The 22,227-nt window shown below is 68.6% G+C and carries 26 protein-coding genes; 17 read left to right on the top strand and 9 right to left on the bottom strand.

The window, feature by feature from the left end; translation table 11 throughout:
* Positions 1–217 precede the first annotated feature (217 nt).
* Entirely contained in the window at positions 218–1,111 is an 894-nt protein-coding gene (locus ACSHWB_RS03745) for a glycosyltransferase (RefSeq protein WP_439660693.1), read from the top strand.
* Positions 1,112–1,152: 41 nt separating this feature from the next.
* Positions 1,153–2,217: an Hsp70 family protein gene (locus tag ACSHWB_RS03740; RefSeq protein ID WP_439660692.1), complete on the top strand. Its 1,065-nt coding sequence runs from the start codon at positions 1,153–1,155 to the stop codon at positions 2,215–2,217.
* Here the strand turns inward: ACSHWB_RS03740 and ACSHWB_RS03735 are convergent.
* Both ACSHWB_RS03735 and ACSHWB_RS03730 read right to left on the bottom strand, forming a co-directional pair.
* Positions 2,201–3,415 (bottom strand): aminotransferase class V-fold PLP-dependent enzyme, encoded by a 1,215-nt coding sequence (locus ACSHWB_RS03735; protein WP_439660691.1) that lies wholly within the window; start codon positions 3,413–3,415, stop codon positions 2,201–2,203. The genes ACSHWB_RS03740 and ACSHWB_RS03735 overlap by 17 nt on opposite strands.
* Positions 3,402–3,848 carry a DUF1453 domain-containing protein gene (locus ACSHWB_RS03730; RefSeq protein WP_439660690.1) on the bottom strand — a complete coding sequence of 149 codons (447 nt, stop codon included), beginning with the start codon at positions 3,846–3,848 and terminating at the stop codon, positions 3,402–3,404. The genes ACSHWB_RS03735 and ACSHWB_RS03730 overlap by 14 nt, the downstream gene beginning before the upstream one ends.
* A 64-nt stretch (positions 3,849–3,912) precedes the next feature.
* Here ACSHWB_RS03730 and ACSHWB_RS03725 point away from each other — a divergent pair, with 64 nt between their 5' ends.
* The gene (locus ACSHWB_RS03725; RefSeq protein WP_439660689.1) at positions 3,913–4,515 is read left to right on the top strand and encodes a TetR/AcrR family transcriptional regulator; all 603 of its coding nucleotides are present in this window, start codon (positions 3,913–3,915) and stop codon (positions 4,513–4,515) included.
* A gap of 3 nt (positions 4,516–4,518) precedes the next feature.
* Here the strand turns inward: ACSHWB_RS03725 and ACSHWB_RS03720 are convergent, their stop codons facing one another.
* Both ACSHWB_RS03720 and ACSHWB_RS03715 read right to left on the bottom strand, forming a co-directional pair.
* Positions 4,519–5,979, bottom strand: a complete 1,461-nt coding sequence (locus tag ACSHWB_RS03720; RefSeq protein WP_439660688.1) for an alkaline phosphatase family protein — start codon at positions 5,977–5,979, stop codon at positions 4,519–4,521.
* Between the two features lie 86 nt (positions 5,980–6,065).
* On the bottom strand, positions 6,066–6,512 hold the full coding sequence (locus tag ACSHWB_RS03715; protein WP_439660687.1) for a winged helix-turn-helix transcriptional regulator: 447 nt from the start codon (positions 6,510–6,512) through the stop codon (positions 6,066–6,068).
* 77 nt (positions 6,513–6,589) lie between these two features.
* Between ACSHWB_RS03715 and ACSHWB_RS03710 the strand changes: the two genes are divergently transcribed.
* The 3 genes from ACSHWB_RS03710 to ACSHWB_RS03700 are packed head-to-tail and all read left to right on the top strand — an operon-like array spanning position 6,590 to position 9,159.
* Positions 6,590–7,102, top strand: coding sequence for a GNAT family N-acetyltransferase (locus tag ACSHWB_RS03710; protein WP_439660686.1), 513 nt, complete (start codon positions 6,590–6,592; stop codon positions 7,100–7,102).
* A 24-nt stretch (positions 7,103–7,126) separates the two neighbouring features.
* Positions 7,127–7,684, top strand: a complete 558-nt coding sequence (locus ACSHWB_RS03705; protein ID WP_439660685.1) for a hypothetical protein — start codon at positions 7,127–7,129, stop codon at positions 7,682–7,684.
* Positions 7,685–7,689: 5 nt separating this feature from the next.
* Positions 7,690–9,159 (top strand): hypothetical protein, encoded by a 1,470-nt coding sequence (locus ACSHWB_RS03700; RefSeq protein WP_439660684.1) that lies wholly within the window; start codon positions 7,690–7,692, stop codon positions 9,157–9,159.
* Here the strand turns inward: ACSHWB_RS03700 and ACSHWB_RS03695 are convergent.
* Positions 9,152–10,057, bottom strand: coding sequence for a nucleoside hydrolase (locus tag ACSHWB_RS03695; protein ID WP_439660683.1), 906 nt, complete (start codon positions 10,055–10,057; stop codon positions 9,152–9,154). The genes ACSHWB_RS03700 and ACSHWB_RS03695 overlap by 8 nt on opposite strands.
* Before the next feature lie 115 nt (positions 10,058–10,172).
* On the opposite strand from ACSHWB_RS03695, the gene ACSHWB_RS03690 reads away from it, so the two are divergent.
* The 10 genes from ACSHWB_RS03690 to ACSHWB_RS03645 all read left to right on the top strand — a co-directional run bounded on the left by ACSHWB_RS03690 (position 10,173) and on the right by ACSHWB_RS03645 (position 17,957).
* Positions 10,173–11,438, top strand: a complete 1,266-nt coding sequence (locus tag ACSHWB_RS03690; protein ID WP_439660682.1) for a Gfo/Idh/MocA family protein — start codon at positions 10,173–10,175, stop codon at positions 11,436–11,438.
* A gap of 9 nt (positions 11,439–11,447) precedes the next feature.
* Positions 11,448–12,701 carry an ABC transporter substrate-binding protein gene (locus ACSHWB_RS03685; RefSeq protein ID WP_439660681.1) on the top strand — a complete coding sequence of 418 codons (1,254 nt, stop codon included), beginning with the start codon at positions 11,448–11,450 and terminating at the stop codon, positions 12,699–12,701.
* Positions 12,701–13,516, top strand: a complete 816-nt coding sequence (locus tag ACSHWB_RS03680; protein ID WP_439660680.1) for a carbohydrate ABC transporter permease — start codon at positions 12,701–12,703, stop codon at positions 13,514–13,516. The genes ACSHWB_RS03685 and ACSHWB_RS03680 overlap by 1 nt, the downstream gene beginning before the upstream one ends.
* Entirely contained in the window at positions 13,513–14,340 is an 828-nt protein-coding gene (locus ACSHWB_RS03675; protein ID WP_439660679.1) for a carbohydrate ABC transporter permease, read from the top strand. The genes ACSHWB_RS03680 and ACSHWB_RS03675 overlap by 4 nt, the downstream gene beginning before the upstream one ends.
* Positions 14,337–14,807: a hypothetical protein gene (locus ACSHWB_RS03670; RefSeq protein WP_439660678.1), complete on the top strand. Its 471-nt coding sequence runs from the start codon at positions 14,337–14,339 to the stop codon at positions 14,805–14,807. Before ACSHWB_RS03675 ends, ACSHWB_RS03670 begins: the two co-directional genes overlap by 4 nt.
* A 5-nt stretch (positions 14,808–14,812) precedes the next feature.
* Positions 14,813–15,862 (top strand): Gfo/Idh/MocA family protein, encoded by a 1,050-nt coding sequence (locus tag ACSHWB_RS03665; RefSeq protein WP_439660677.1) that lies wholly within the window; start codon positions 14,813–14,815, stop codon positions 15,860–15,862.
* A 37-nt stretch (positions 15,863–15,899) separates the two neighbouring features.
* Positions 15,900–16,415, top strand: a complete 516-nt coding sequence (locus ACSHWB_RS03660) for a hypothetical protein (protein ID WP_439660676.1) — start codon at positions 15,900–15,902, stop codon at positions 16,413–16,415.
* A gap of 170 nt (positions 16,416–16,585) precedes the next feature.
* Positions 16,586–16,789: a cold-shock protein gene (locus ACSHWB_RS03655; protein WP_030476842.1), complete on the top strand. Its 204-nt coding sequence runs from the start codon at positions 16,586–16,588 to the stop codon at positions 16,787–16,789.
* An 86-nt stretch (positions 16,790–16,875) separates the two neighbouring features.
* A complete protein-coding gene (locus ACSHWB_RS03650; RefSeq protein WP_439660675.1) occupies positions 16,876–17,448 on the top strand; it encodes an AAA family ATPase in 573 nt (190 codons plus the stop codon).
* Positions 17,445–17,957 (top strand): hypothetical protein, encoded by a 513-nt coding sequence (locus tag ACSHWB_RS03645; RefSeq protein WP_439660674.1) that lies wholly within the window; start codon positions 17,445–17,447, stop codon positions 17,955–17,957. The genes ACSHWB_RS03650 and ACSHWB_RS03645 overlap by 4 nt, the downstream gene beginning before the upstream one ends.
* A gap of 4 nt (positions 17,958–17,961) precedes the next feature.
* On the opposite strand, the gene ACSHWB_RS03640 is transcribed toward ACSHWB_RS03645, so the two are convergent.
* A complete protein-coding gene (locus ACSHWB_RS03640; protein WP_439660673.1) occupies positions 17,962–18,423 on the bottom strand; it encodes a hypothetical protein in 462 nt (153 codons plus the stop codon).
* A 119-nt stretch (positions 18,424–18,542) separates the two neighbouring features.
* On the opposite strand from ACSHWB_RS03640, the gene ACSHWB_RS03635 reads away from it, so the two are divergent.
* Positions 18,543–19,046, top strand: coding sequence for a hypothetical protein (locus ACSHWB_RS03635; protein ID WP_439660672.1), 504 nt, complete (start codon positions 18,543–18,545; stop codon positions 19,044–19,046).
* Here the strand turns inward: ACSHWB_RS03635 and ACSHWB_RS03630 are convergent.
* The 3 genes from ACSHWB_RS03630 to ACSHWB_RS03620 are packed head-to-tail and all read right to left on the bottom strand — an operon-like array spanning position 19,043 to position 22,157.
* Positions 19,043–19,618 carry a TetR/AcrR family transcriptional regulator gene (locus ACSHWB_RS03630; RefSeq protein ID WP_439660671.1) on the bottom strand — a complete coding sequence of 192 codons (576 nt, stop codon included), beginning with the start codon at positions 19,616–19,618 and terminating at the stop codon, positions 19,043–19,045. The genes ACSHWB_RS03635 and ACSHWB_RS03630 overlap by 4 nt on opposite strands.
* Entirely contained in the window at positions 19,615–21,531 is a 1,917-nt protein-coding gene (locus ACSHWB_RS03625; protein ID WP_439660670.1) for a YhgE/Pip family protein, read from the bottom strand. The genes ACSHWB_RS03630 and ACSHWB_RS03625 overlap by 4 nt, the downstream gene beginning before the upstream one ends.
* Complete coding sequence (locus ACSHWB_RS03620) at positions 21,528–22,157, bottom strand: ATP-binding cassette domain-containing protein (RefSeq protein ID WP_439660669.1); 630 nt, start codon at positions 22,155–22,157, stop codon at positions 21,528–21,530. Before ACSHWB_RS03620 ends, ACSHWB_RS03625 begins: the two co-directional genes overlap by 4 nt.
* Between the last annotated feature and the right edge of the window lie 70 nt (positions 22,158–22,227).

The following is a 22,227-nucleotide window of genomic DNA, read 5'->3' as shown; positions in this document are numbered from 1 at the left end:
CCCCCATTGGAACTCACAACGCACCGGGGGACTTGCCGCAAGACCTGGGGCCACTCGCACAATTCGTGGCCTGAACAGGGGATTGAGGGGTTTTCGCCATGCGATTTCTGGTGTCCACCATCGGCTCACGGGGCGAAGCACAACCGGTCACCGCACCGAGGAGTCGGTCAGGGAACAGTTCCGCGTCGTCACGAAGGCAGCAGGCCAGGCCGACGTCATGGTGGCGGGCGGCGCGTTGCAGCACGCGACGCGTTCCGTGGCGGAAAGCATTGGCGCGCACTACGTGTACGCGAGCTTCTGCGCGAACACGCTGCCCTCGCCGCATCACGCGCCGCCCGCGATGCTGGGCCGTGTTCCGGTGAACGGAACACCCGAGGAGAACCTCGCGCAGTGGGACCAGCAACGCCACTACTTCACGAGCTCGCGCGACACCCTCAACGCCGAGCGCGCCAAGCTTGGCCTGGACCCGGTCGAGGACGTCCGCGACCACATCTTCGGCGACGCCCCGTGGCTCGCCGCCGACCCGGTGCTCGGCCCGTGGCCAGGCCCCGGCGAACTCGTCCAGACCGGTGCCTGGCTGACTGACGACCGCCGCCCGCTCAGCCGGGAGCTCGAAGCGTTCCTGGACGACGGCACACCGCCGGTCTACTTCGGGCTGGGCAGCATGCGCGGCGCCCCGGACGCCGCGCGGGAAGCCGTCGAAGCCGCCCGCCGGATCGGCAAACGCGTTGTCCTGCAACGGGGCTGGGCAGGCCTGGAGCTCGCGGACGACGCCCTTGACTGCATCGCGATCGGGGAGGTGAACCAGCAGGCGCTGTTCCGTCGCACGGCGGCGATCGTGCACCGCGGCGGCGCCGGCACCACCACGACGGCCGCGGCGGCGGGCAGGCCGCAGATCGTGTTGCCGCACATGTACGACCAGCACTACTGGGGAAGCCAGGTCGAGCGGCTGGGCATCGGCCGCTCGGCGAAGGCGGTGACGGCGGAGGTTCTCGACGAGGCACTGCACCTCTCCGAACAGGCGGAAGAAGTGGCCGCGAAGGTGCGCACGGACGGTGCGAGGGTCGCGGCGGAACGACTGATGACGCTGGGAGTGAACCGACCCAACTGAGACGACGTGTTGTGGGTGTCCGCAGTGAGGGGTGACCCGCAATGTCGTACCAGGTTGGGCTCGATCTCGGATCCGCAGGCACCACCGTCGCCACCGCCGGTGGCGTCACGACCAACGCCCGGCGCCAGCACTCGGCGGCCAGGGAGATCACGAACGTCCTCGACGACCTCGCGCAACGGCATGGTGAGCCGCCGAGCCGGGTCGCCATGACGCACCCGTTGCTGTGGCCGCACGAACATCTGGAGCAACTGCGCCAGGACCTCATCAACGAAGGCCGCGCGGACGTGTTGTTCGTGCCCGCGCCGCACGCCGCCGCTATCGCGTTCGACGCCGACGTGCAGATGCCCGAGCACAGCACGGTCGCGGTGTTCGACTTCGGCGCCACCGGATGCGACATCACGTTGCTGCGCAAGCAGGGCGTGCTGTTGCTGGCCGGGCAGCCGGAACGCGTCGAGGTCGGCGGTTTCTGGCTGGACGAGCTGGTGGCGGAGCACGTGATCGCGAAGGTCGGCACGCACAGCCGTGAGCTCGTGCGGAGCTGCGTGGAGGCGAAGGAACTGCTCGGCAGCTATCCGGAGGTGCGGATTCCGTACGTCGCGACGAACGGCGAGGTGCGCGAGGTCAGGCTGAGCAGTCTGGAGTTCGAGGCGATCATCCGGCCGTCGGTCGAGCTGGCGGTCGACGCGCTGGAACGAGTGGCCGGCAGCGCGGGGTTGTGCCTGCCCGACGCGGTCCTGCTCGTGGGCGGGTCGTCGCGGATTCCCTTGGTGGCAAGGGAGATCACCGAACGGCTGGGCATCCCGGTGATGCGGGCTCCTGAAGGCGCAGCCGCGACGGGCGCCTACCTCGAAGCCAAGCAGCTGGAACCCGAACCCGCGGAGCAGGCCACCTACGAGATCCCGAAACCGCGCGAGCCGGAAGAGTCGAAGCGGCGGATCCCGACCACACCGTTCATCGCAGCGGGCATGCTCGTGCTCGTTCTAGGTGGTGGGTGGTTCGCGCACGACGCGATGAACCGGCCGGAGACGAAGATGGAGAACACCAGCGTGCAGCTCGAACCACCGGGAACGGCCGAGCTGCCCCGGCTCGTCAAGCCAGTGCGCTGATCTCGCGCAGCGTCCTGTCGATCTCCTCCGGTGTGTTGAGGATCGACGTGCCCACGCGCGCGTACGGGATCCGGTAGGCCGCCGTGGTGATCTGGATCTGCTTGCGCCCCAGCAGTTCCACGACCTCGGGGCCGGTGTGGCCGGCGACGTCGAAGCACACCATGCCCGCGGACGTCGCCGGGTCGCGCGGCGTGTGGACGACGACGCCGGGGATCTCGGCGAGCCCGTCGGAGAACCGGCCGGCCAGCTCGGTGATCCGGGACGCCACGCGGTCGCGGCCGAGGCGCTGGTGGAACCGCACCGCCGCCTGCACCCCGAAGTACTGCTCGAACGCGTGGAAGCCGCCGGGCCCGAGCAACGCCGTCTCGCTCCGGCTGCTCAGGCTCGGCAGCATCGGCACGATCTCGCCGCGCACCTCGGGGTTCACCCACACCATGCCGGTCCCGCGCGGCCCGAACAGCCATTTGTGCGTGCCGGCGACGAACACGTCCGCACCCATGCGTGCCGCGTCGTCGTCCACGGCCGCCAGTCCGTGCACGCCGTCTACGACGAGGAGGCAGCGGTCTTGCTGTGCACGGCCCTTGTTGGCCTCGGCGACGACGGAAGCGCACGCCCGCACCGGCATCCGCAGCCCCGTGCTCGACTGCACCCACGTGATGCCGACGGCACGGGTCTGCGGCGTGATCGAGTTCCGCAGCCGGGTCGCGATCTCGTCCTCGGTGGCCTTCGCCGGGTTCTCGTAGAGCGTGCCGGCCCTGACCTTCGCGCCCACCCTCGATGCCGCGAGCCTGGCCGCCTGCTGGTGCCACGCGTGGTCCTGGTCGCTGAGCAGCACCTCCTGGTCCGCGCGCAGTTTCAGGCCGCCGTAGACGATCGAGAGCCCCATGGTCGTGTTCGGCACGAACGCGATGTCGTCCGCCGCGCCCCCGATGTACTGCCCGAGCGCGACGGCGACCTCCTGCGCCTGCTCGGGCATCAGGTCGTGCGAGTTGGCGTCGAGCCGGACCTTGAACCCCTCGACGGCTTCGCGTACCTCGCGTGGGTTCGACGCGAGGTAGAACAGCCCCAGGTTGGTCAGCGCCGGGTCGAGCCGGAACTCGCGGCGCACGGCGCCCCAGTCCACTCCCTGCGCGGCCGAGGACGCGGTCGGTGCGATGGCGAGCAGCCCGGCCCCCACGAGGAAGTCACGACGATCCATGCCGTCCATTGGACAGCTTCTCCGGTGCGAACGGCAGCCCGGTGTTCAACGCCTTCGCCCCCACGGTGCACAGCTCGCCCAGCATGCTCACCCCGATGGACAGCTGCGTCGGCGCGTGGTGGTCGAACAGCAGCGCGAACCCGAAACTCGCGCCGATCGACGTCACCCACACGAGCAAGGTCCACGGCGTGTACCGCTGCCACAGGTGGCCGTCGCGCTCGAACAGCTTGATCGTCATCCCCCGGAAGGCCCCGAACGCGAACCCGGCGGCGAGTGGGAGCAGATAGCCCAGGTGGAACTCGTCGACCGCCCGGATGCCGAAGAACAGCAGGAACGCTGGCGGCGCCAGCAGGTCCCTCGCGTTGAGCGGTTCCCCCATGAACCGCCTCACGAGCACGTACAGCACACCGGCCGCGATCAGCAGGTATGTCATGACAAACCCCCTAAGTAGCATGACCCTGCTACTTAAACTAGCAGGGTCATGCTACAAAAGGGAGGTGTCACCGAGAGTCGTGGATCCCGCCGCCCGTCGCCAAGCAGTCGCCGAGGCGGTGTTCCGCGTGGTCGTCCGTGACGGCGTCGAGCAGGCCTCGCTGCGCAACGTGGCGGTGGAGGCCGGTCTCGCGATCGGCTCGATCCGCCACTACTTCGACAGTCACGACGACATGATCATCTTCGCCGTCGAGGCCCTCATCCGCTCCATAGACCAGCGCGTGATGGCCCACGTGGGGTCGCTCCAAGATCGCAGCGACCCCCGCAGGCCCGCTGAACGCGTGCTCTCCGAGGTGCTCCCGCTCGACGACCGCCGGCGCGACGAAGCCGTGCTGTGGCTGGCCTTCGTCACCGCCGCGCGCACCCGCCCGTCGCTCGTGCCGCACGCCGAACGGCTCTACGACGGCCTGCGGATGCTCTGCCACCGCGCGCTGACCGTCATGAGCGAGGCCGGCACCGTGGCAGCGACGCTCGACCTCGCCCTGGAGTCGGAGAGGCTGGCGTCGCTGCTCAACGGCCTGACCGTCGACGGGGTGCTGCACCCGGACCGGATGACCGATGAGCTCACCGTGTCCTTGCTGCGCAGGCACCTCGACTCGCTGCGGTAGGGACTACGACAGGCGAGGCGCGTCGACGGCCCAGTACCAGTTGTTGCCCGCGTCGAAGAGCCGCCAGGAGACGCGCGCGGTGCGGGCGCCCGCAGGGACCGTCACGTTCAGCGAGACCTGCTGGGCGAGGCCGTCGGCGCTGTGCGTGCGGACGACCTGCTCCGGACCGCCGTCGAACGACACGCTGACCGTGCCGCGCTGCGTGCCCTCCTGCAGGTAGTGCGAGAAGTAGTCGAGACGGGCACTCGCTTTGCCGGCCACGTCGTAGGCGGGCGAGGTCAGCGTCGAGTCGAACTTGCCGCGCGAGGACGGCGACCCCTTGTCGTCCCACTCGTCCGGGTCGGCGACGGCGAAGACGCCACGGGCGCGCACGTTGGCCTCACGCGACTGCGAGGGCGCGGTGCGGGTCCAGAACTCGTCGGTGGTGAACGACCAGCCCTGCCACTCCGCGACGCCCTGCGGCATCGACGACGCCGTGGTCACCGACCAGCCCGCCGGACCCTGGTGCGTCCAGCCCAGCGTTGAAGCAGGCACACCGGTCTCGTCCTGGCGCGGCTTGAGCGTCGCCGAGTCGAACGCGTCCACCGGCGCGGTGCCGAGCGCGTACCCGTCGAGCGACGCGGACACGTCGAGGTGCTTCAACGCGGACGCAGCCACGTCCACCAGCTTTGGCGCCACGGCAGGGCGCGCCGACCCGGTGGAGATCACGAACGTCATCCGCTCCTCCTGCGAGTCACCGCCGTGACCACCCGACGCCGTGTGGCCGTGGTCGGTGGTGATCATGATCAGCCAGTCCTCCGACGCGTACGACGGCCGCGACTCGATCGCGCGCACCAGCCGGCCGACCTGAGCGTCGTTCGTGCGCATGGCCGCGGCGTACTGGGAGGAGTCGGCGCCGCTGTTGTGGCCCGCGATGTCGATCTGGCCGAGGTAGACGAACGACGCGTCGGCGGCATTGGTCTTCAGGTGCTGCTCGGCGTCGACGGTGATCTTCTCGTCGGACCCGGTGTAGCCCGCCGCGTCACCGTCGAGCACGTACTTGCGGTCCTGGCCAGTGCGCAGGATCTGGTCGCTGATCGGCTTCCAGTCCACGGCCGCGTACGTCGACAGGGCCGGGTTCGCGGTGTTCGCGCGCTCCAGCCAGCTCGGGTACGACGTGAGGGCGTTGCCGGAGAAGGAGTTGTCCTTCACCTTGTGCTTGTCCGGCCACACGCCCGTGAGGATCGTCGACCACCCGGGGCCGCTGGAGGTCTGGGCCATGCCCGACCCGTACAACGCGCTGCGGGCGCCGTACCCGCGGTTCAGCAGCGCCTTGATGTTGGGGGTGTCGGCGCTGAGGAGCTTGTCGTACCGGGCGCCGTCGAGCCCGATCACGAGCACCTTGGGCGTCTTCGCCGGTGCCGCGACGGCAGCCGGGGTCACCAGCAGGAGTGGCAGCAGCAACGCCAGAGCAGATCTTGTCATGACAGGCACACTTGCTGCCTGCAACCGTCTTCAGCAATGGAATGAGTCTTGAATTCACCCGGGCTTCGGCGGTTGTCAGTACAAGTTCACTGCCTGGCCGTCACCTGCACGTCGCGCGCGGTCAGCTCGGCTGCGCACTCGGTGCACTCGACCTTCGCCCGCACGCCGCCGCCGCAGTCGCGGTGGTGCAGGTGGAACGACTCCTCTTCCTCAGGGGCCATCCACTTCTCGCCCCACGTGCGCAGCGCCATCAGCACGGGGTAGAGGTCGCGACCCTTCTCCGTGAGGCGGTACTCGTGCCGTGTACGGCCGTCCTCGTGGTAGGGCACGCGCTTGAGGACGTTCTCCTGCAACAGCACGTTCAGGCGGTCGGTCAGGACGCTTCGCGAGATGTCCATCGTGGCCTGGAAGTCTTCGAAACGACGGGTGCCCAGGAAGATCTGGCGGAGCAGCAACAGCGTCCAGCGCTCGCCCAGCAGCGCCGCGGGGCGGCTCAGCGTGCAGGGCATGCTCGCGAAGTTCGAGTACGGCATGACTCCAGGATATCCCTTGCGTTCGATTTTCGAACTCAGCTACAGTTCGGATTCCGAACTCAGAGGGGTAGATCCTCATGCGCGTCACCGAGCTCAATCGCGACACCGCGCCGGAAGCTGTCGACGCGGTGTTCGAAGGACTGTCCGCGCGAAGCCGCTACCTGCGCTTCCATTCGCCGACGCCCCGGCTGACGGCGTCCGCGCGCCGGGTGCTGGTGGACGTGGACGGCGAACGGCACTCGGCCGTGTGCGCACGGGTCGGCGGTGACCCGATCGGTATCGCCAGGGTGATCAAGACCGGCGAGTGCGGTGCCGAGATCGCGGTCGCCGTGGTGGACCTGTGGCAACGCCGCGGGGTGGGCCGACTCCTGCTGGAGGAGCTGACCTCGATCGCGGCCAGGATGGAGGTCGCCGAACTGCACGGCAACGTCCTGCCCGACAACCACGCGATGCTCGCCCTGGTGCGCAAGGTGCTGCCCGGCGTGCGGCTGACCAGGGAGATCGACACGATCGAGCTGAGCTACCCGCTGGCCTGGGTCAGCGCCGAGATCAGCGACGCCGATCTTGTAGAAAGCTTGCAGGAGTTTTAGAGACAGCGCCCCGACCATGGCCGCGTGTCCACCGCACATGCCGCCGGCCGCCTGATCCACCGCTCCGAGATCGTGGAGCGCGCGTGTTCGTGGCTGCGCGACTCGGTTCTGTACGGCCAGACGAGGTTCCATCAGAACGAACACGGTGTCTACCGCGCCGACTGTTCGGGGTTCGTGTCGATGGCGTGGGGCCTGCCGGGCAGACCGGAGGACCGGCACGGCGGCCTGGACACCCCGGGTCTCGCCGCGGTGAGCGACCTGATCCCCGCGCAGGAGCTGCGGGCGGGCGACGTGATCATCCGCGCGGACGGCACCAACCTGACCCGGCACGTCGTGATCTTCGCGGCGTGGGCGGAGGAGCCGGGACGGTACTGGGCCTACGAACAGGCGGGCGGCCACCGCACGCGGTTGCACGTCCTCGACTACCCCTGCAAGACCGGTCCGGAGCTGTACGTACCGCGCCGGTACCTGAGCGTGCAGGACCACCGGCGAAGATCGTCCGAGTCGCGTCGGAAAACTGTCAACGGGCGGAACATAGGACGTTCGACCGGACCAAAACTTCACATCCCCTTGCTACGGTGACCGGCATGAGATCGTGGGGGATGTTGGCGGTCGCCGCAGCGGCCATCACGTTCGGCTCGACGCTGGCCATGCCGGACGTCGCGGTCGCCGCTGCCGAGGGCGGGGTGGTCTGCGGGACGTACGAGACCAACTCCAAGATCACTCGCAGCGAGGTCCTGGCGCGCTCGCGGACGTGGATCAGCGCCCGTGTGCCCTACAGCCAGAGCGACTGCTTCGGCAACAAGTACGGCGCCTACCGCACCGACTGCTCCGGCTTCGTCTCGATGGCCTGGGGCCTGCGCATCTCCTACACCACGCACATCCTCGAGCAGGTCGCGCACCGCATCGACTGGGAGGACCTCCGTCCCGGCGACGCGCTCAACGACCGCGAGAACCACGTCGCGCTGTTCATCGGCTGGGCGGACGCGGCCAAGACGCGGCCCATCGTGCGCGAGCAGGCGGGCCCGGACGGCAGCAGGCCCGTCCAGCGCGTGTGGAGCGCCGCCACGGCCAGCAGGTACGTGCCGCTGCGCTACAACAACATCCTCGAGGCGGGCAGCGCCGGTTCCGGCAGCCAGACGCCGGTGACGGACAAGCTCGTAGTCAACGCCGGCCCGCAGATCTCGAACACCGGCCAGCAGCAGCTCGAGATCTTCGCGCGCGCGGCCGACGGCACGATCATCACGAACTTCCACAAGACGAGCCGCTGGAACGGCTGGCAGCAGCTCGGCCCCGAGCTCTTCGCCGGTGACCCGGTCGCGCTGATGAACCCGCAGACGAAGATCGTCGAGGTGTTCGCGCGCGGCACGGACGACAAGATCTACCGCCGCGTCGACGGCAAGTGGCTCGCGCTGGGCGAGACGGCCGTCGCGGGCGACCCGACGCTGTTCTGGAACAAGAAGACCAACGCCGTCGAGGTGCTCGCCCGCGGCGCGGACGGCCTGCTGCTCCGCTTCACGGACAAGTGGGCGCCGGTCGGCGACCGCAAGATCGAGGGCAACCCGGCCGTCGCCGACAAGGACCTCTACGCCCGTTCCGCCGACGGCAAGCTCGTCAAGTGGGACGGCACCACCTGGGCCGACCAGGGCGACAAGAAGATCGTCAGCGACCCGAGCGTCGCCGTCGACCAGGTCTTCGCCCGCACCGACACCGGCAGCGTCGAGCAGTACGCGGCGGGCGTCTGGAAGTCGCTGGGCGGCAAGGGCACCGGCGCGCCGTCGGCGGTCTTCAACTCCACGACCGGCTCGATCGACGTCGTGCAGCTCGGTGAGGGCGGCATCGTCGAGCACTCCCGCGCGACCGACAACGGCTGGACCGCGTGGGCGAAGCTCGGCACGACGAAGGTCTCCGAGGCGCCGGCCGCGATGTACCACGCGCAGACGAAGACCGTCGAGGTCTTCGCCCGCACCGACGACGGCAAGCTGGTCCGCCGCTTCTACAAGGAGAAGGCCGGCTGGAGCCAGTGGGCCGTGCTGAGCGACCGCGGCATCAGCTGAGGGTTCGCACCGCGTCGATCACGACCTCGAAGAACCGCTCGACGTCCAGGCCGACGGCCACACGGGCGTTGGGCGGTTCTTTCGTTCGGCCGTGCAGATCCACGACGGTCGCGCCGCGCGTGAACGTCCCCGTGGTCTCGATGCCCACGAACGCCTCGACGCACGTCACCAGCGTCGGGTCGATCACCTGGGCTACCGCCACCGGGTCGTGCAACGGCGGTGCGGCGAACCCGAACACCTCGCGGTACGTCGCCGCGAAGAACGTCATCAGGTCCCCGCAGATCCGCCCGAGCGGGCCCAGTGCGTTCAACTGAGCCACGATCTCCGGCGTCACCAACGCCTGGTGCGTCACGTTCAGCCCGATCATCGTGATCGGCACACCGCTCGTGAACACGACCTGGGCCGCCTCGGGGTCGACGTAGATGTTGAACTCCGCGTACGGCGTGGTGTTGCCGCGCTCGGTCGAGCCGCCCATGAGCACGATCTCGCGCACCGCGGCAGGTCCGTACCGCTGCAGGTAGAGGGCCACGTTCGTCAACGCCCCGGTCGCCACCAGGGTCGCGGGCATGTGCGCGTGCATCAGGTCGATCGCGTGTTCCTCCACCACGCCGACGGTCACCGGACCGAACGCTGGACCGTCCATTCCGGACTCGCCGTGGATGTCCTCCGCGATGTGGAGGGGGCGCACCAACGGCTGTGCGCAGCCGCGGGCGATCGGCACCGAAATTCCGGCGGCCGAGCAGATCCGTTGTGCGTTCGAAGTGACCTTGTCCAGCGTCTGGTTCGCGGCCACAGTGGTGATCGCACGCAGGTCGATCTCGGGTGAGCCGGCCGCGAGCAGGATCGCGATCGCGTCGTCGTGGCCGGGGTCGCAGTCGAGCACCACAGGAGTCGGCATGACCCCATCCTGCCGTTCACGTCCAGGAACTGCTGAAAACGTTTCCGGTAGGCCTTGACGAGGTCAGGGCTGGTGGGGTTAGCGTGGAGAAAACGTTTTCAGGGGGAGGTCGGGGATGGCACGTAGGCGATACGCGGTGGTCGGGACGGGATCGCGGGCGGAGCGGCACATCCACGCCATCGCGGTCGAACACCCCGACACCTGCGAGCTCGTCGCGTTCGCCGACGTGAACCGCACCAGGATGAACGTCCACAACGACCGGCTCGCGGAACTGGGGGTCGAGCCGGTTCCCACGTACGACGCCGCGGACTTCCTGAAGATGCTCGACGAGCAACGGGTCGACGTGGTGGTGGTGACCACCATCGACCGCTTCCACGACACGTACATCGTCGAGGCCTTGGACGCCGGTCGTGACGTCCTGACGGAGAAGCCGATGACGACGGACGTCCCGTCGGCGGGCAAGATCCTGGATGCGGTGCAGCGCAACGACGGCAACGTCACCGTCACGTTCAACTACCGCTACAACCCGATCCACGAGAAGGTGCGCGCGCTGCTGGCCGACGGTGCTGTCGGCGAGATCGGGTCCGTGCACTTCGAGTGGCTGCTCGACACCCGGCACGGCGCCGACTACTTCCGCCGCTGGCACCGCGACAAGGCCAACTCCGGTGGTCTCATGGTGCACAAGGCCACCCACCACTTCGACCTGCTCAACTGGTGGGTCGGTTCGGTGCCCGAGACCGTGTACGCGCAAGGCAGGTTGTTCTTCTACGGCGACGAGAACGGCAAGCGGCACGGCTACGCCCAGGACGAGCGGTTCGACATCGAGCTGGAGCAGAACGACTGGCTCAAGAAGCTCTACCTGGACGCGAGGCACGAGGACGGCTACCGGCGCGACCAGAACCCGTTCGAACCCGGTGTGTCCATTGAGGACGACATGTCCGTGCTCGTCCGCTACGCCAGCGGCGCGAACCTCACCTACCACCTCACGGCCTACTCGCCGTGGGAGGGCTATCGGCTGATGGTCAACGGCAGCAGGGGCCGGCTGGAGCTGGAGGTCGTCGAGAACTCCTGGGTGTCGAGCCAGAACCCGGCCGTGCACGGCGTCAACGCCAACCCGGAGCAGGGCTGGGCGAAGCTGTCCGTGCAGCGGCACTTCGAGGAACGCGAGGACATCCCGCTGGAGTACGACCGGGACGGTCACGGTGGCGCCGACCAGCGCATGGTCGACGCGCTGTACGGGCCGGCCGGGCAGGAAGACCCGTTGGGACGCAAGGCAACGCACTACGACGGCACGCTCTCGCTGCTGACTGGTTTCGCCGCCAACCGCAGCTTCGAGACCGGGGAACCGGTCCACGTCGTCGACGTCATCGACCTTCGATAAGGAGCAAACGTGCGCAAGGCCATGGCCTTGGTGCTCGGCGGCGCGCTGGCGGCGGCCGGGTGTGGCGGCGGTTCCGGTAGCGGCGGGCAGGCCGAGATCCGGTTCACCTGGTGGGGCAACGACGACCGGGCGAAGATCACGAACGAGGCGGTGCGGCTGTTCGAGAGCCGCAACCCGGACGTGAAGGTCTCGACCTCGTTCCAGAACTTCCAGAACTACTTCGAGAAGCTCTCCACCGAGATCGCCGGAGGTAACGCGCCCGACGTGATCCAGATGGACTACCGCTACCTCAACGAGTACGCGGGCAGAGGTGTCCTGCTGGACCTCACCCCGTTCGCGGGCAACGAGATCCGCACCACCGACTGGAACTCCGGGTTCGCGGGCAGCGGCAAGCTGAACGGCAAGCAGGTCGCGATGCCGTTGGCGCAGAACGCCACCACGATCGTCTACGACCCCAAGCTGTTCGCCGCGGCGGGTGTGCCGGAACCGGCGATCGGCTGGACCTGGTCCGACTACAGGCAGGGCGCAGGGAAGATCCAGGCGAGCACCGGGATCGCGGGCTCCACGGACTTCGGCGGCACCGAGGACGTCTTCGAGACCTGGCTGCGGCAACGCGGCAAAGCGCTCTACGTGGACGGCAAACTGGGGTACGGCAAAGAGGACCTGAAAGCGTTCTGGCAGCTTTCCAAGGACTTCCGCGACGGCAACGCGACCACACCCGCCGACCTGGTGACCACGCTGAACGCCGGCGCCGAGCAGACCCCGATGGGCAAGAAGCTGTCCGCGTCCGAACACAGCTACGACAGCCTCTACAGCGGCTACAACACCGTGCGCCCGGACGAGCTCAAACTCGGTCCGTATCCCAGTGACAGCCCGGAAAACCTCGGCTCGTACCGCAAACCGTCGCAGCTCATCAGCGCGTCCGCCCGCACCAAGCACAGGGACGCGGCGGTCAAGCTCATCGACTTCCTGCTGAACGACCCGGACGCGGGCAGGATCCTCGGCGCCAACCGCGGCCTGCCCGTCAACCTCAAGATCCGCGAGGCCGTGGCGCAGAACCTCAGCGGTGCCGACAAGGTCGTGTTCGAGTACGAGAAGTCGGTCGACGCGAGACTCGGTGACGCGCCACCCGCCCCGCCCAAGGGCGACGGCACGATCTACAAGCTGATGCAGCGCAAACACGAAGAGGTCGTGTTCGGCAAGAAGACGATCGACCAGGCGCTGGACGAGTTCTGGCGTGACGCGGAAGACGCGCTGAAGTAGTGCCGTACCTGTTCCTGGCGCCGTGGCTGCTCGGCGCCATCGGTCTCACCGTCGCGCCCATGATCGTGTCGCTGTACCTGTCGTTCACCGACTACGACCTGTTCAACGAACCGCGCTGGGTCGGCCTCGCCAACTACGCCAAGCTCTTCGGCGACGACCCGCGCTACCTGGACTCGGTCGGCGTGACCCTGACGTACGTCGCGTGGTCGGTGCCGGCCAAGCTGCTCCTGGCGCTCGCCGTCGCGTTGCTGCTGAACTCGTTGCGGGGCAAAGGACAGGCGTTCTTCCGCTCCGCCTTCTACGCACCCTCGCTGCTGGGCGCGTCGGTCGGGCTGGCGCTGGCGTGGCGGGCGATCTTCGACACCTGGACCGACACGCCGGACACCGCGCTGCTCACCATCGTGCTGCTGTCCGCGTGGCAGTTCGGCGCCCCGATGGTGATCTTCCTGGCCGGCCTGCAGCAGATCCCGCGCGAGCTGTTCGACGCGGCCGCGGTGGACGGTGCCGGGTGGTGGCGCAGGCTGGCGTCGATCACGCTGCCGATGCTGTCGCCGGTGGTGTTCTTCAACCTGGTGCTGGAGACGATCCACGCGTTCCAGGCGTTCACGCAGGCGTTCGTGGTGAGCGGCGGGCGCGGGGGACCGGCCGACTCGACGCTGTTCTACACGCTCTACCTGTACGAGCGCGGGTTCACGGAGTTCCGCATGGGCTATGCGTCGGCGATGGCGTGGGTGTTGCTGGTGGCGATCGCGCTGATCACCGCGGTGCTGTTCCGGACTTCGCGGTACTGGGTGTTCTACGGGGACGAACGATGAGGCGGGCCGCGATCTTCCTGCTGTGCCTGGCGGCACTGGCGTTGGTGCTCTATCCGGTCGTGTGGCTGGTCTCGGCGTCACTGACCCCGGTCGAGGACCTGATGCCGAACCTGCGCGCGCTGTTCCCCGGCCGCCTGACGACGGACGGCTACGCGGGCGCGCTGGAAGGTGCGGGCGGCGAGTCGTTCTGGACGTTCCTCGGCAACTCCACGATCGTCGCCTCCGGTGCCGTGGCCGGCAACGTCGTGTCGTGCTCGCTCGCGGCCTACGCGTTCGCCCGGCTGCGGTTCCGGCTGTCCGGCCCGCTGTTCGCGTTCGCGCTGGTGACGATCATGCTGCCGGCGCACGTCACGCTGATCCCGCAGTACGTGGTGTTCCAGCGGCTGGAGATGATCGACACGTTCGTGCCGCTGATCCTGCCGAAGCTCCTCGCGACCGACGCGTTCTTCGTGTTCCTGATGGTGCAGTTCATGCGCGGCGTCCCGCGCGAGCTGGAGGACGCCGCGAGGATCGACGGCTGCGGGCCGGTCCGCACCTACCGGTACGTGGTGCTGCCGCTGTCGAGGCCGGCGCTGGTGACGACCGCGATCTTCACGTTCATCTGGACCTGGAACGACTTCTTCTCGCAGCTGATCTACCTGTCGTCCACGGAGAACTACACGATCCCGATGGGCCTGCGGCTGTTCATCGACCAGACGTCGTCGTCCTCGTACGGGCCCATGTTCGCGATGTCGGTGCTGTCGCTGGTGCCGATCGGACTGTTCTTCCTGGCGTTCCAGCGGTTCCTGGTCGCCGGTGTGGCCACGACGGGACTCAAGGGATGAGACGCCTGGAACTGCTGGCGGACACCCTGCTGCTCGGGGTGTTCGTGTTCGCCGCCTCGCTGCCGGTCGTGACGGCCTCCTCCGCGTTCGGCGCGGCCCGCGAGGTGCTGCGGTCGGACCTCCCGGTCGGGCGGTTCTGGTCGCTGCTGCGCGTGCGGTGGGTGCCGGGAGTGATCTTCGGGCTGGTGTGGGCCGTGCTCGTGCTCGACGTCCTCTTAGTGGTCACCGTGCTCCCGGCGCCATTGCCCGTTCGGGTGGCTGTGTTGACGGCTTCGGCGGCCGTTGGTGCCTCGATGCTGTCGCAAACGTGTCTTGGTTGGCGCGGCGCATTGAAATTCGCCCCACCTCGGCTGATGCTGATGGCCGCGTTGGTGGTCGCCGGTGTGCTGGTGTGGGCACTGCCGCCGTTGGTGCTGGTGATCGGCGGACCCCTGGCGCTCGCGGCGGAGTCCGCCCGGGAAGGGTGAGAGTCATGCGTGTTGCGCTGGTCGGCGCTCGGGGGCACGGGGCGCGGCACGTGGCTAACCTGGTCCGGCTCGGCCACGACGGCCTCGCCACGTTCGTAGGTGTGGTCGACGTGGTGGACGTCGAGGACCTCCCGGTGCCGTCCTATCCGGACCTGCCGTCGCTGGCCGCCGAGCTGCACCCGGAGATCGTCGTGATCTCCTCGCCGCCCGCGACGCACCGCGACCTCGTGCTGTCGGCGTTCGAACTGGGCTGCGACGTCCTGGTCGAGAAGCCCGCGGTGCTGTCGCTGACCGACTTCGACGACATCTCCGCCGAGGCGCTCGAACGCGGGCTGGTGGGCCAGGTCGGGTTCCAGACGCAGGGGACGGGCTCGTACCGCCGGCTCTGCTCGCTGATCGGATCCGGCGCGCTGGGCGACATCACCGGCATCGGCGCCGCCGGACGCTGGGTGCGCACGGACTCCTACTACGAACGCTCCGACTGGGCCGGGCGCCAGGGCGACGACGGGACGCTCGTGAACCCGTTCGCGCACGCCCTGCAGAACGCGCTGCTGCTCGCCGATGTCGAGGAACGCGCCGACATCGCTGTCGAACTGGAGCTGTTCCGCTGCCGGGACAACATCACCGCGGACGACACGGCCTGCGTACGGGTCACGGCAGAGGGCGCACCGCCGGTCGTGGTCGCCACCACGCTCTGTGCGACGACATCGTTGCCACCCGTCGTCCTCGTGCACGGAACGCTCGGACAAGCCGTGTGGTGGTACGACGACGACAGGCTGACGGTCAACGACCACCGCATGGCCGTGGCGCCGTCCGTCGACCTCCTGGAGAACCTCATCCGGCACCGGCAGACCGGCGAGCCACTGGTCGCGCCGCTGGCCGCCGCACGGGCGTTCACGGCGATCGCGGAGCAGTGCGGCAAGGCGGACGTGCCGCTGCTGCCCGCCCGCCGCGTGGGGGACCGGGTGGTGCTCGACGGCATCGACGAGGTCGTCGTGCGGGCCGCGGAGAAGATGGCGACGTTCTCGGAACTCGGCAGCGGATTCGGGCGGTAGTCTGCCGCGCAGTTCGCCGCGTTCGGGGAGAGTTGCGTTGGACACCTACATCGACCTGAAGGACGTCCGGGTCACCGGTTACGTCGCCATGGGTCTGATCGCTCTGGTCGCCGCCGAGTCCGTCTGGGGCACCGTCAACGACTGGCAGGGCGGCTCCTCGTCGTGGAGCTTCCTGGCCATCATGATGGTCATACCCGCGGGTGTGGCGTTCATCATCTGGTTCCGCAGCGCCACCCACAACGCCGAGGCGATCGCGCTGCACGGCGTGCGGATGGTGTCGCAGGTGTGGAAGGCGAGCGACCCGGCGCAGCGCGAGGTGCCGTTCGACCAGCGCGTCGCGAGCCCGTTGATCAGGCCCTGGCAGTACGCGTTCCTCGCCATGGTGCTGGGCGACGTGCTGGAGTCGCTGCTGCTCGACACGCCTCTCTACGTGGTGTTCTCCACGCTCTCGACGCTCTGCGCGATCGGGGCGGCGGGCCTCGCGTGCTTCGTGATCCTGCGGATCTCGCTCATGCAGCAGAGGTTCGCGGTACCCCAGCGCAAACGCGGCTGATCTGAGGTAGACTTCTTCGTTGGTTGCAGTTTTGTGTTCGTGTACTACACGCTCGCCAAACTTCAGTTGCGAGTGCTTCTCCTTCTTCACGGTTGGGGCAAGGCTCATGACCAACCACGGAGTGGCCGCACAGTGCGGCTCGCTCTTCAGTAATCAAGGAGAAGCAGTACATGGCAAACGGCACCGTCAAGTGGTTCAACGCTGAAAAGGGCTTCGGCTTCATCGCCCCCGAGGACGGCGGCGCTGACGTCTTCGTCCACTACTCGGCCCTCAACGGCGGCGGCTACCGCAGCCTCGAGGAGAACCAGAAGGTCTCGTTCGACATCACGCAGGGCCAGAAGGGCCCGCAGGCGACGAACGTCACCGCTCTCTGACGTTGTTTCACCCCGAAGGGCCTCCGGACTCGTCCGGAGGCCCTTCGGGCGTTTCGGGGTCCTGCCGGTTCCCCTAGCCTGGCTCGATGCCGTTGCTCGGACCTTCTGATCCGCTGCCGCACATACCCCGCCGCGTCCTCGTCGCCGGCAACGCCGGATCCGGCAAGTCGACGCTCTGCCTGCGCATCGCCGAGCAGCACGAACTGCGGCACGTCGAGCTGGACAGTCTCTACTGGGGTCCGCAGTGGACACCCCGCGAGGAGTTCCTGGCCGAGGTGGCCGCGTTCGTGCGCGAGGACCACTGGGTCACCGAGTACCAGTACAAGGCGGCGCGGCCCGCGTTGCTGGCCCGCGCGGACACCGTGGTGTGGCTCGACCACCAGTTCGCCGTCGTGATGGGACGGCTGGTGCGTCGCACGATCAGACGTCGCGCGGCAGGGGTGGAGTTGTGGAACGGTAACCAGGAGCCGTCGCTGTGGTCGGCGTTCACCGACTCCGGGCACATCCTGCGATGGGGCTGGAAGAGCTACCGGCGCAACCGGGCCAGGGTGCTCGCCCTGGTCGACGACGTCGTGGTCGTGCGGCTGCGCGGGCAGGGGCAGGTGGAGCGGTGGCTCTCGGGGCCGCTCGCCTCGGTCGGGGAGGAGCGTGCTCGGTGAGAACGGCGCTGGTGCTCGGTGGGACCGGAATGCTGGCCGGCTGTGCGGGACAACTCGTGGCACGCGGATGGCGGGTGGTGCTGCCCTCGCGCACGCAGCCGCTGATGGCCGACGACGGACCCGGACGGGCGGCGCGGGCGTCGCTCTCGCGGGGACACCGGCCGACGTGGGTCCGCGCGGACTGGGCCGATCCCTCCAAGCTCGCGGCGGAGGTCGAGTACGAGCTCGGCGGCCACCTGGTGAACCTGCTCGTGGCGTGGGTGCACAGCAGCTACCGCGTGGGCGTGCTCAACGCCGTGCGGCACCTTCTCGCAGAGGACGCGCCGGTGGTGGAGGTGTACACGTGCGCCCCGGTGCCCGACCCGGCACTGCCGAACCCGACCCAGCAGGTGTTGCTCGGCCAGTTCGCGCACGACGCCGTGCTGCGCACGAACCGCGCGGTGCTGGAGGCCGTCGAACGCGGGCTGGAGGGACGGGCGCCCTCGCTGCATCACGAGGACGCCCGCTGAGGCTTTACCTGACCTCGGTCTTCACGACCTTCGCCCGGCCGATCTCCGCCTGCACCTTGATGCCCGCCGCCACGTTCACGAGCTGGCGGACCACCACGTCCTCGTTGCGGATGTCCGCGATCTTCTGCTTGGTCTTCGTGACGAACTCGAACGCCGTGACCTCCGACGCCTCGATCTCGGCGACCTTCTGGAAGTCCTTGCTGAAGTCCAGGACCACCTCCGCGTTGTCGAGGACCACCAGCTGGTAGTCCGACGGCAGGTCGGAGGCGAAGCCCTTCTTGAACTCGCCGGCGACCTTGATGCCTTCGGCTGTCTCCTCGAGGTCGAGCACTCCGGCGACAGGGGTGAACAGCGCCTCCTGGAAGTCGGCGGTGGCCTTCACCGGGTCGGGCGCGGCCAGTGCCGGGGAAGCCGTGAGGGCGATGGTCGCGAGCAGGACGGTGGCGATGCTCAGCAGTTTCGGCATGTCTTCGTTCGTACCTGCGGGCATGTGGCCCTGCTCGGTCAAACGCATCGCTCGATCGGGCGTTGACGTCGTACGCTCGGTACCGACGTCGGGGGACGTGTGCTTTCTGGGGGAACCGAATGAGCGCTCACATCGAACTGAGAGATGTCCGCATCACCGGGTACGTGGCCCAGGGCCTGATCGTGCTGGTCGCCGTGGCGAGCGTGATCGGCACAGCACTCGACCTGAGCACGGGTGACGCGAGGCGGGACGTGCTCGCGTCGCTGCTGTTGCTGCCCGCCGCGGTCGCGTTCGTGATCTGGGTCCGGCACGCCTCGGTCAACGCCACGGCGATCGGGCTGCGTGAGGCGAAGCAGATGGCGGACGTGTGGCGGGCGTCCGACGTGGCGCAGCACGACAGGCCGTTCGAGGAACGGGTGCCGAGCCCGTGGATCAAGCCCTGGCAGTACGCGTTCCTCGCGATGATGCTCGCCAACGTGACCGAGACGTTCGTCGGCGGGCCCGTCTACCGCGCGGTGGCGGTGCTGTCCGCGGTGCTCACCGTCGTGGCCGCCGCACTGGCCGTCGTCGTGATCGCCCAGGTCTCCGCTCTGCAACGGCCGGAGCGGATCGGTCAGCTCTAACGTGCCGAGCGCATGCCCCGCACCAGGAGCATGACGGAGTCGCGCACCTCGGCTCGTGACCGCTCCGGCTGGAACACCTGCCAGTCCAGCGCGATCACGAGCAACGTGCCGAACAACGCTGCCGACGCGGTGCCGACCTCAACCCCGTCTGGCAGGCGGCCCGCGTCGGACAGGCGCTTCATCTGACCGCGCACGATCGACACGATGTCGTCGCGCAGCAACGAGAGAGTGCCGTGCCATTGGCCCGGCGTGCGCCACAGCTCCGAGACGAGCAGCTGACCGAACGCCGGGTACTCGGCCCAGAAGCCGAGCATCTCGTCGACCAGCGCCTCCAGCGAGTCCTCGGACCCCTCCGCGGACCGCAGCCGGCCCGCGAGGATCTCCACGCCGTGGTGCAGCAGCGCTTCGACGAGGGCGTCCTTCGAGGCGAAGTTGTAGTAGATCGTGCCCTTGGCGACACCGGCCTCCGCGGCTATCTCGTCGACGGTGACCGAGGCCGCGCCCCGTTCGCCGACCAGCTTCAACGCCGCGTCGAAGAGCTTCTGCTTGGTCGCTGTCGTTCGCGCGCTCACAGCACGAGCTCCGGCTTCAGCTTGGACGCTGTCCACACCCGCTGCTTGTAGGCCGCCACGGACGACAAGGCTAGGGCTCCGAGCAGCCAGGCGAGAAGGATCAGCGCGTCCTTTCCGACGCTGCCGAGGTCACCGCCGTACATCAGGTGGCGCAGACCGTCGACCGCGTAGCCCATCGGCAGGCCGTAGTGCAGCGGGTACAGCGGAACGGGGATCGTCTGCCACGGGAACGTGCCACCCGCGCTGACCAGCTGGAGGATCAGCAGGATCAGGCCCAGGAACTTGCCGACGGCGCCGAACGCCGCGTTCAGCGCGTGCAGGATCGCCACGAAGGTCAGCGACATCAGCACGAGGAACCCGAACGTGCCGAACGGGTTCGACGGCTCGATGTCCACCACGAACCGCACGACCGTGAACATCACGAGCACCTGCACGATGCCGAGCAACGCACCCGGCAGCCAACCGCCCACGGCGACCCTCAACGCGGACTGACCGGCGGCGAGCGCACGGCGTGAGAGCGGGCGCAGCAGCAGGAACAGCACGAACGCGCCGATCCACGTCGCCAGGCCCAGGAAGAACGGGGCGAGGCCGGCGCCGTACGTGGCGGCCTTCGTCTGGGACAGGCCGCGCACCGCCACCGGGTCGCCGATCGCCTGCGCGATGGCCGCCCTGGTCGGGTCGTCCTGGTTCGGGATCTTGTCCACGCCACCGGCCAGGCCGTCGCGCAGCTGGGCCGACCCGTCGGCGAGCTTCGCGGCACCGTCCCTGAGCTGCGGGGTGCCGGTCGCCGCCTTCTGCAGGCCGTCGCGGAGCTGGGCGTTGCCGTCGGCGAGCTTCGTGGCGCCGTCGTCGAGCTTGACGACCCCCGCGACCAGGCCGGGCATCTTCGACGAGAGCTGCTCGGCGCCGTCGGCCACCTGGTCCGCGCCGGTCGCGAGCTTGCGGAGGTCCCCTGCGGCGCCCTGGACCTTGCCGTTGGCGTCGTCCACCGGCTTGCGGACCTGACCGATCGTGCCCAGGACGTTCTGCACCTGTTCCTCGGTGAAACCCAAGGCTCGCAGGCGGGCCGCGATGTCGCCGTTGGCCTGGTCGAGCACACCGACGAGCGCCTGGGCCTTCTTCGCGTACTCCTCCGCCTGGGTCGCGGCGGTCTCGTTGCCGTTCGCCACCTGGCGCGCGCCGTCGGCGATCTTCTTCGCGCCGTCGGGCAGGGCTGCGGTCTGTGAACGGAGCTCGTGCGTGCCGTCACGCAGCTGCGCGGCGCCGTTGGCCGCCGTCACCGCACCCGTGGAGAGCTGCTGGACGCCGTTGTCGAGCTCGCCGACCTTGTCGCGCAGCGTCGCGCTGCCGTCCGCGAGCTGCTTGGCGCCGTCGACGGCCTTGGTGGTCTCCTGGCGGATCGTGGAGAAGCCGAGCAGCAGCTTGTCGGCGGCCTCGGTGGAGACCTTCGCCGTGACCGCGCGGCGCACCTCGGAGACGACCTGGTTCGCGATCGTGCTGCCCAGGTAGTTGTTGGCGTCGTTGGTCGTCAGGGTCAGCACGCCCTGGCGCGGCTTGTTCTGCTCCGCGGACGTGAGCGCCTCGGAGAAGTCCTCCGGCAGCGTCAGCGCGAAGATGTACGTGCCCTTGCGCACGCCCTCGTCGGCGTCGTCGACGACCTTCCAGTTGAACTTCTTGCCGTTGAGCAGCTCGTCCGCGACGTCCTTGCCGGCGTTGAGGTCCTTGGCACCCTTGTCCTTCACGACCAGCGCGGCCGGGACGTTGTTGAGGTTCGCGTACGGGTCCTTGTTGGCGTACAGGTAGAGCGACGCGTACAGCAGCGGCACGAGCGCCAGAGCCAGGACGGCGAGCTTGGGGAGCTTGCCGGAGGTGATCCGGCGGAGCTCGTTGAAGGCCATGCGAAGGGCGCTCATGCGGTGATCTCCATCTTGGTGTCGTTGTCCTCACCAAGGCGCGCGTGCGGGATGTCGAGGATGTGAGCCGAGGAGTTCGAGCACAGGACGACGACGGACCGTTCGGGGGTCACGTGGCCGTGGGCCAGTGCGAACCACTCGCGCGGGTTCGGGTGGTAGCGGTCAGGGCAGTCGAGGATCAGCGACGTGACGCCAGGGCGTGCGACGGCCAGGTCGAGCATCACGGCACAGCGTGTGTGTGCCGGGACGTGCTCGAAGCGCTTGTCCGCGTGCTCGTCGGCGGCGTGCTCGACCAACCAGTCGTGCACCGCCTTCTTGCCGGAGGGCATGCCGTTCATCGCGAGCTCCTCGCCGACGACGGCGGAGAGGCTGAGCGCCTCCTCCGGTTCGTTCACCTCGGGGGCGTCGACCAGCACGACGCGCTTGCGCAGCGTCTTCGCGTCCGGCGACACCGTGCCCGTTGACGGCTTCATGCGGCCGGACAGCAGGAGCGCGAGGGCCGTGTGACCGGTGCCTGGCTCGCCCGCGACCAGCGTGAGCTCGCCGGGCTTCACGGTCAGCGAAGTCGGGCGGAGCAGGGGACCATGGCCCCCGTTGACGCCGGCGCGACTTGCGTGGATCTCCACGTCTTTACCTTCCGTTTAAACTGACCGGTCAGTACAAATTCTCGCGCAGCCTTCGGCTCTCTGCAACTCG

Source organism: Lentzea sp. HUAS TT2, assembly GCF_051853195.1.
GTDB lineage: Bacteria > Actinomycetota > Actinomycetes > Mycobacteriales > Pseudonocardiaceae > Lentzea.
This window is presented reverse-complemented; position numbering and strand designations above follow the sequence as displayed.

Bases quoted from the DNA above. Each gene is read 5' to 3' on its own strand.
- ACSHWB_RS03745 (WP_439660693.1), top strand. From the start codon at position 218: ATGGTGGCGGGCGGCGCGTTGCAGCACGCGACGCGTTCCGTGGCGGAA.
- ACSHWB_RS03740 (WP_439660692.1), top strand. From the start codon at position 1,153: ATGTCGTACCAGGTTGGGCTCGATCTCGGATCCGCAGGCACCACCGTC.
- ACSHWB_RS03735 (WP_439660691.1), bottom strand. From the start codon at position 3,415: ATGGATCGTCGTGACTTCCTCGTGGGGGCCGGGCTGCTCGCCATCGCA.
- ACSHWB_RS03730 (WP_439660690.1), bottom strand. From the start codon at position 3,848: ATGACATACCTGCTGATCGCGGCCGGTGTGCTGTACGTGCTCGTGAGG.
- ACSHWB_RS03720 (WP_439660688.1), bottom strand. From the start codon at position 5,979: ATGACAAGATCTGCTCTGGCGTTGCTGCTGCCACTCCTGCTGGTGACC.
- ACSHWB_RS03715 (WP_439660687.1), bottom strand. From the start codon at position 6,512: ATGCCGTACTCGAACTTCGCGAGCATGCCCTGCACGCTGAGCCGCCCC.
- ACSHWB_RS03710 (WP_439660686.1), top strand. From the start codon at position 6,590: ATGCGCGTCACCGAGCTCAATCGCGACACCGCGCCGGAAGCTGTCGAC.
- ACSHWB_RS03700 (WP_439660684.1), top strand. From the start codon at position 7,690: ATGAGATCGTGGGGGATGTTGGCGGTCGCCGCAGCGGCCATCACGTTC.
- ACSHWB_RS03695 (WP_439660683.1), bottom strand. From the start codon at position 10,057: ATGCCGACTCCTGTGGTGCTCGACTGCGACCCCGGCCACGACGACGCG.
- ACSHWB_RS03690 (WP_439660682.1), top strand. From the start codon at position 10,173: ATGGCACGTAGGCGATACGCGGTGGTCGGGACGGGATCGCGGGCGGAG.
- ACSHWB_RS03675 (WP_439660679.1), top strand. From the start codon at position 13,513: ATGAGGCGGGCCGCGATCTTCCTGCTGTGCCTGGCGGCACTGGCGTTG.
- ACSHWB_RS03670 (WP_439660678.1), top strand. From the start codon at position 14,337: ATGAGACGCCTGGAACTGCTGGCGGACACCCTGCTGCTCGGGGTGTTC.
- ACSHWB_RS03665 (WP_439660677.1), top strand. From the start codon at position 14,813: ATGCGTGTTGCGCTGGTCGGCGCTCGGGGGCACGGGGCGCGGCACGTG.
- ACSHWB_RS03655 (WP_030476842.1), top strand. From the start codon at position 16,586: ATGGCAAACGGCACCGTCAAGTGGTTCAACGCTGAAAAGGGCTTCGGC.
- ACSHWB_RS03650 (WP_439660675.1), top strand. From the start codon at position 16,876: ATGCCGTTGCTCGGACCTTCTGATCCGCTGCCGCACATACCCCGCCGC.
- ACSHWB_RS03640 (WP_439660673.1), bottom strand. From the start codon at position 18,423: ATGCCGAAACTGCTGAGCATCGCCACCGTCCTGCTCGCGACCATCGCC.
- ACSHWB_RS03635 (WP_439660672.1), top strand. From the start codon at position 18,543: ATGAGCGCTCACATCGAACTGAGAGATGTCCGCATCACCGGGTACGTG.
- ACSHWB_RS03625 (WP_439660670.1), bottom strand. From the start codon at position 21,531: ATGAGCGCCCTTCGCATGGCCTTCAACGAGCTCCGCCGGATCACCTCC.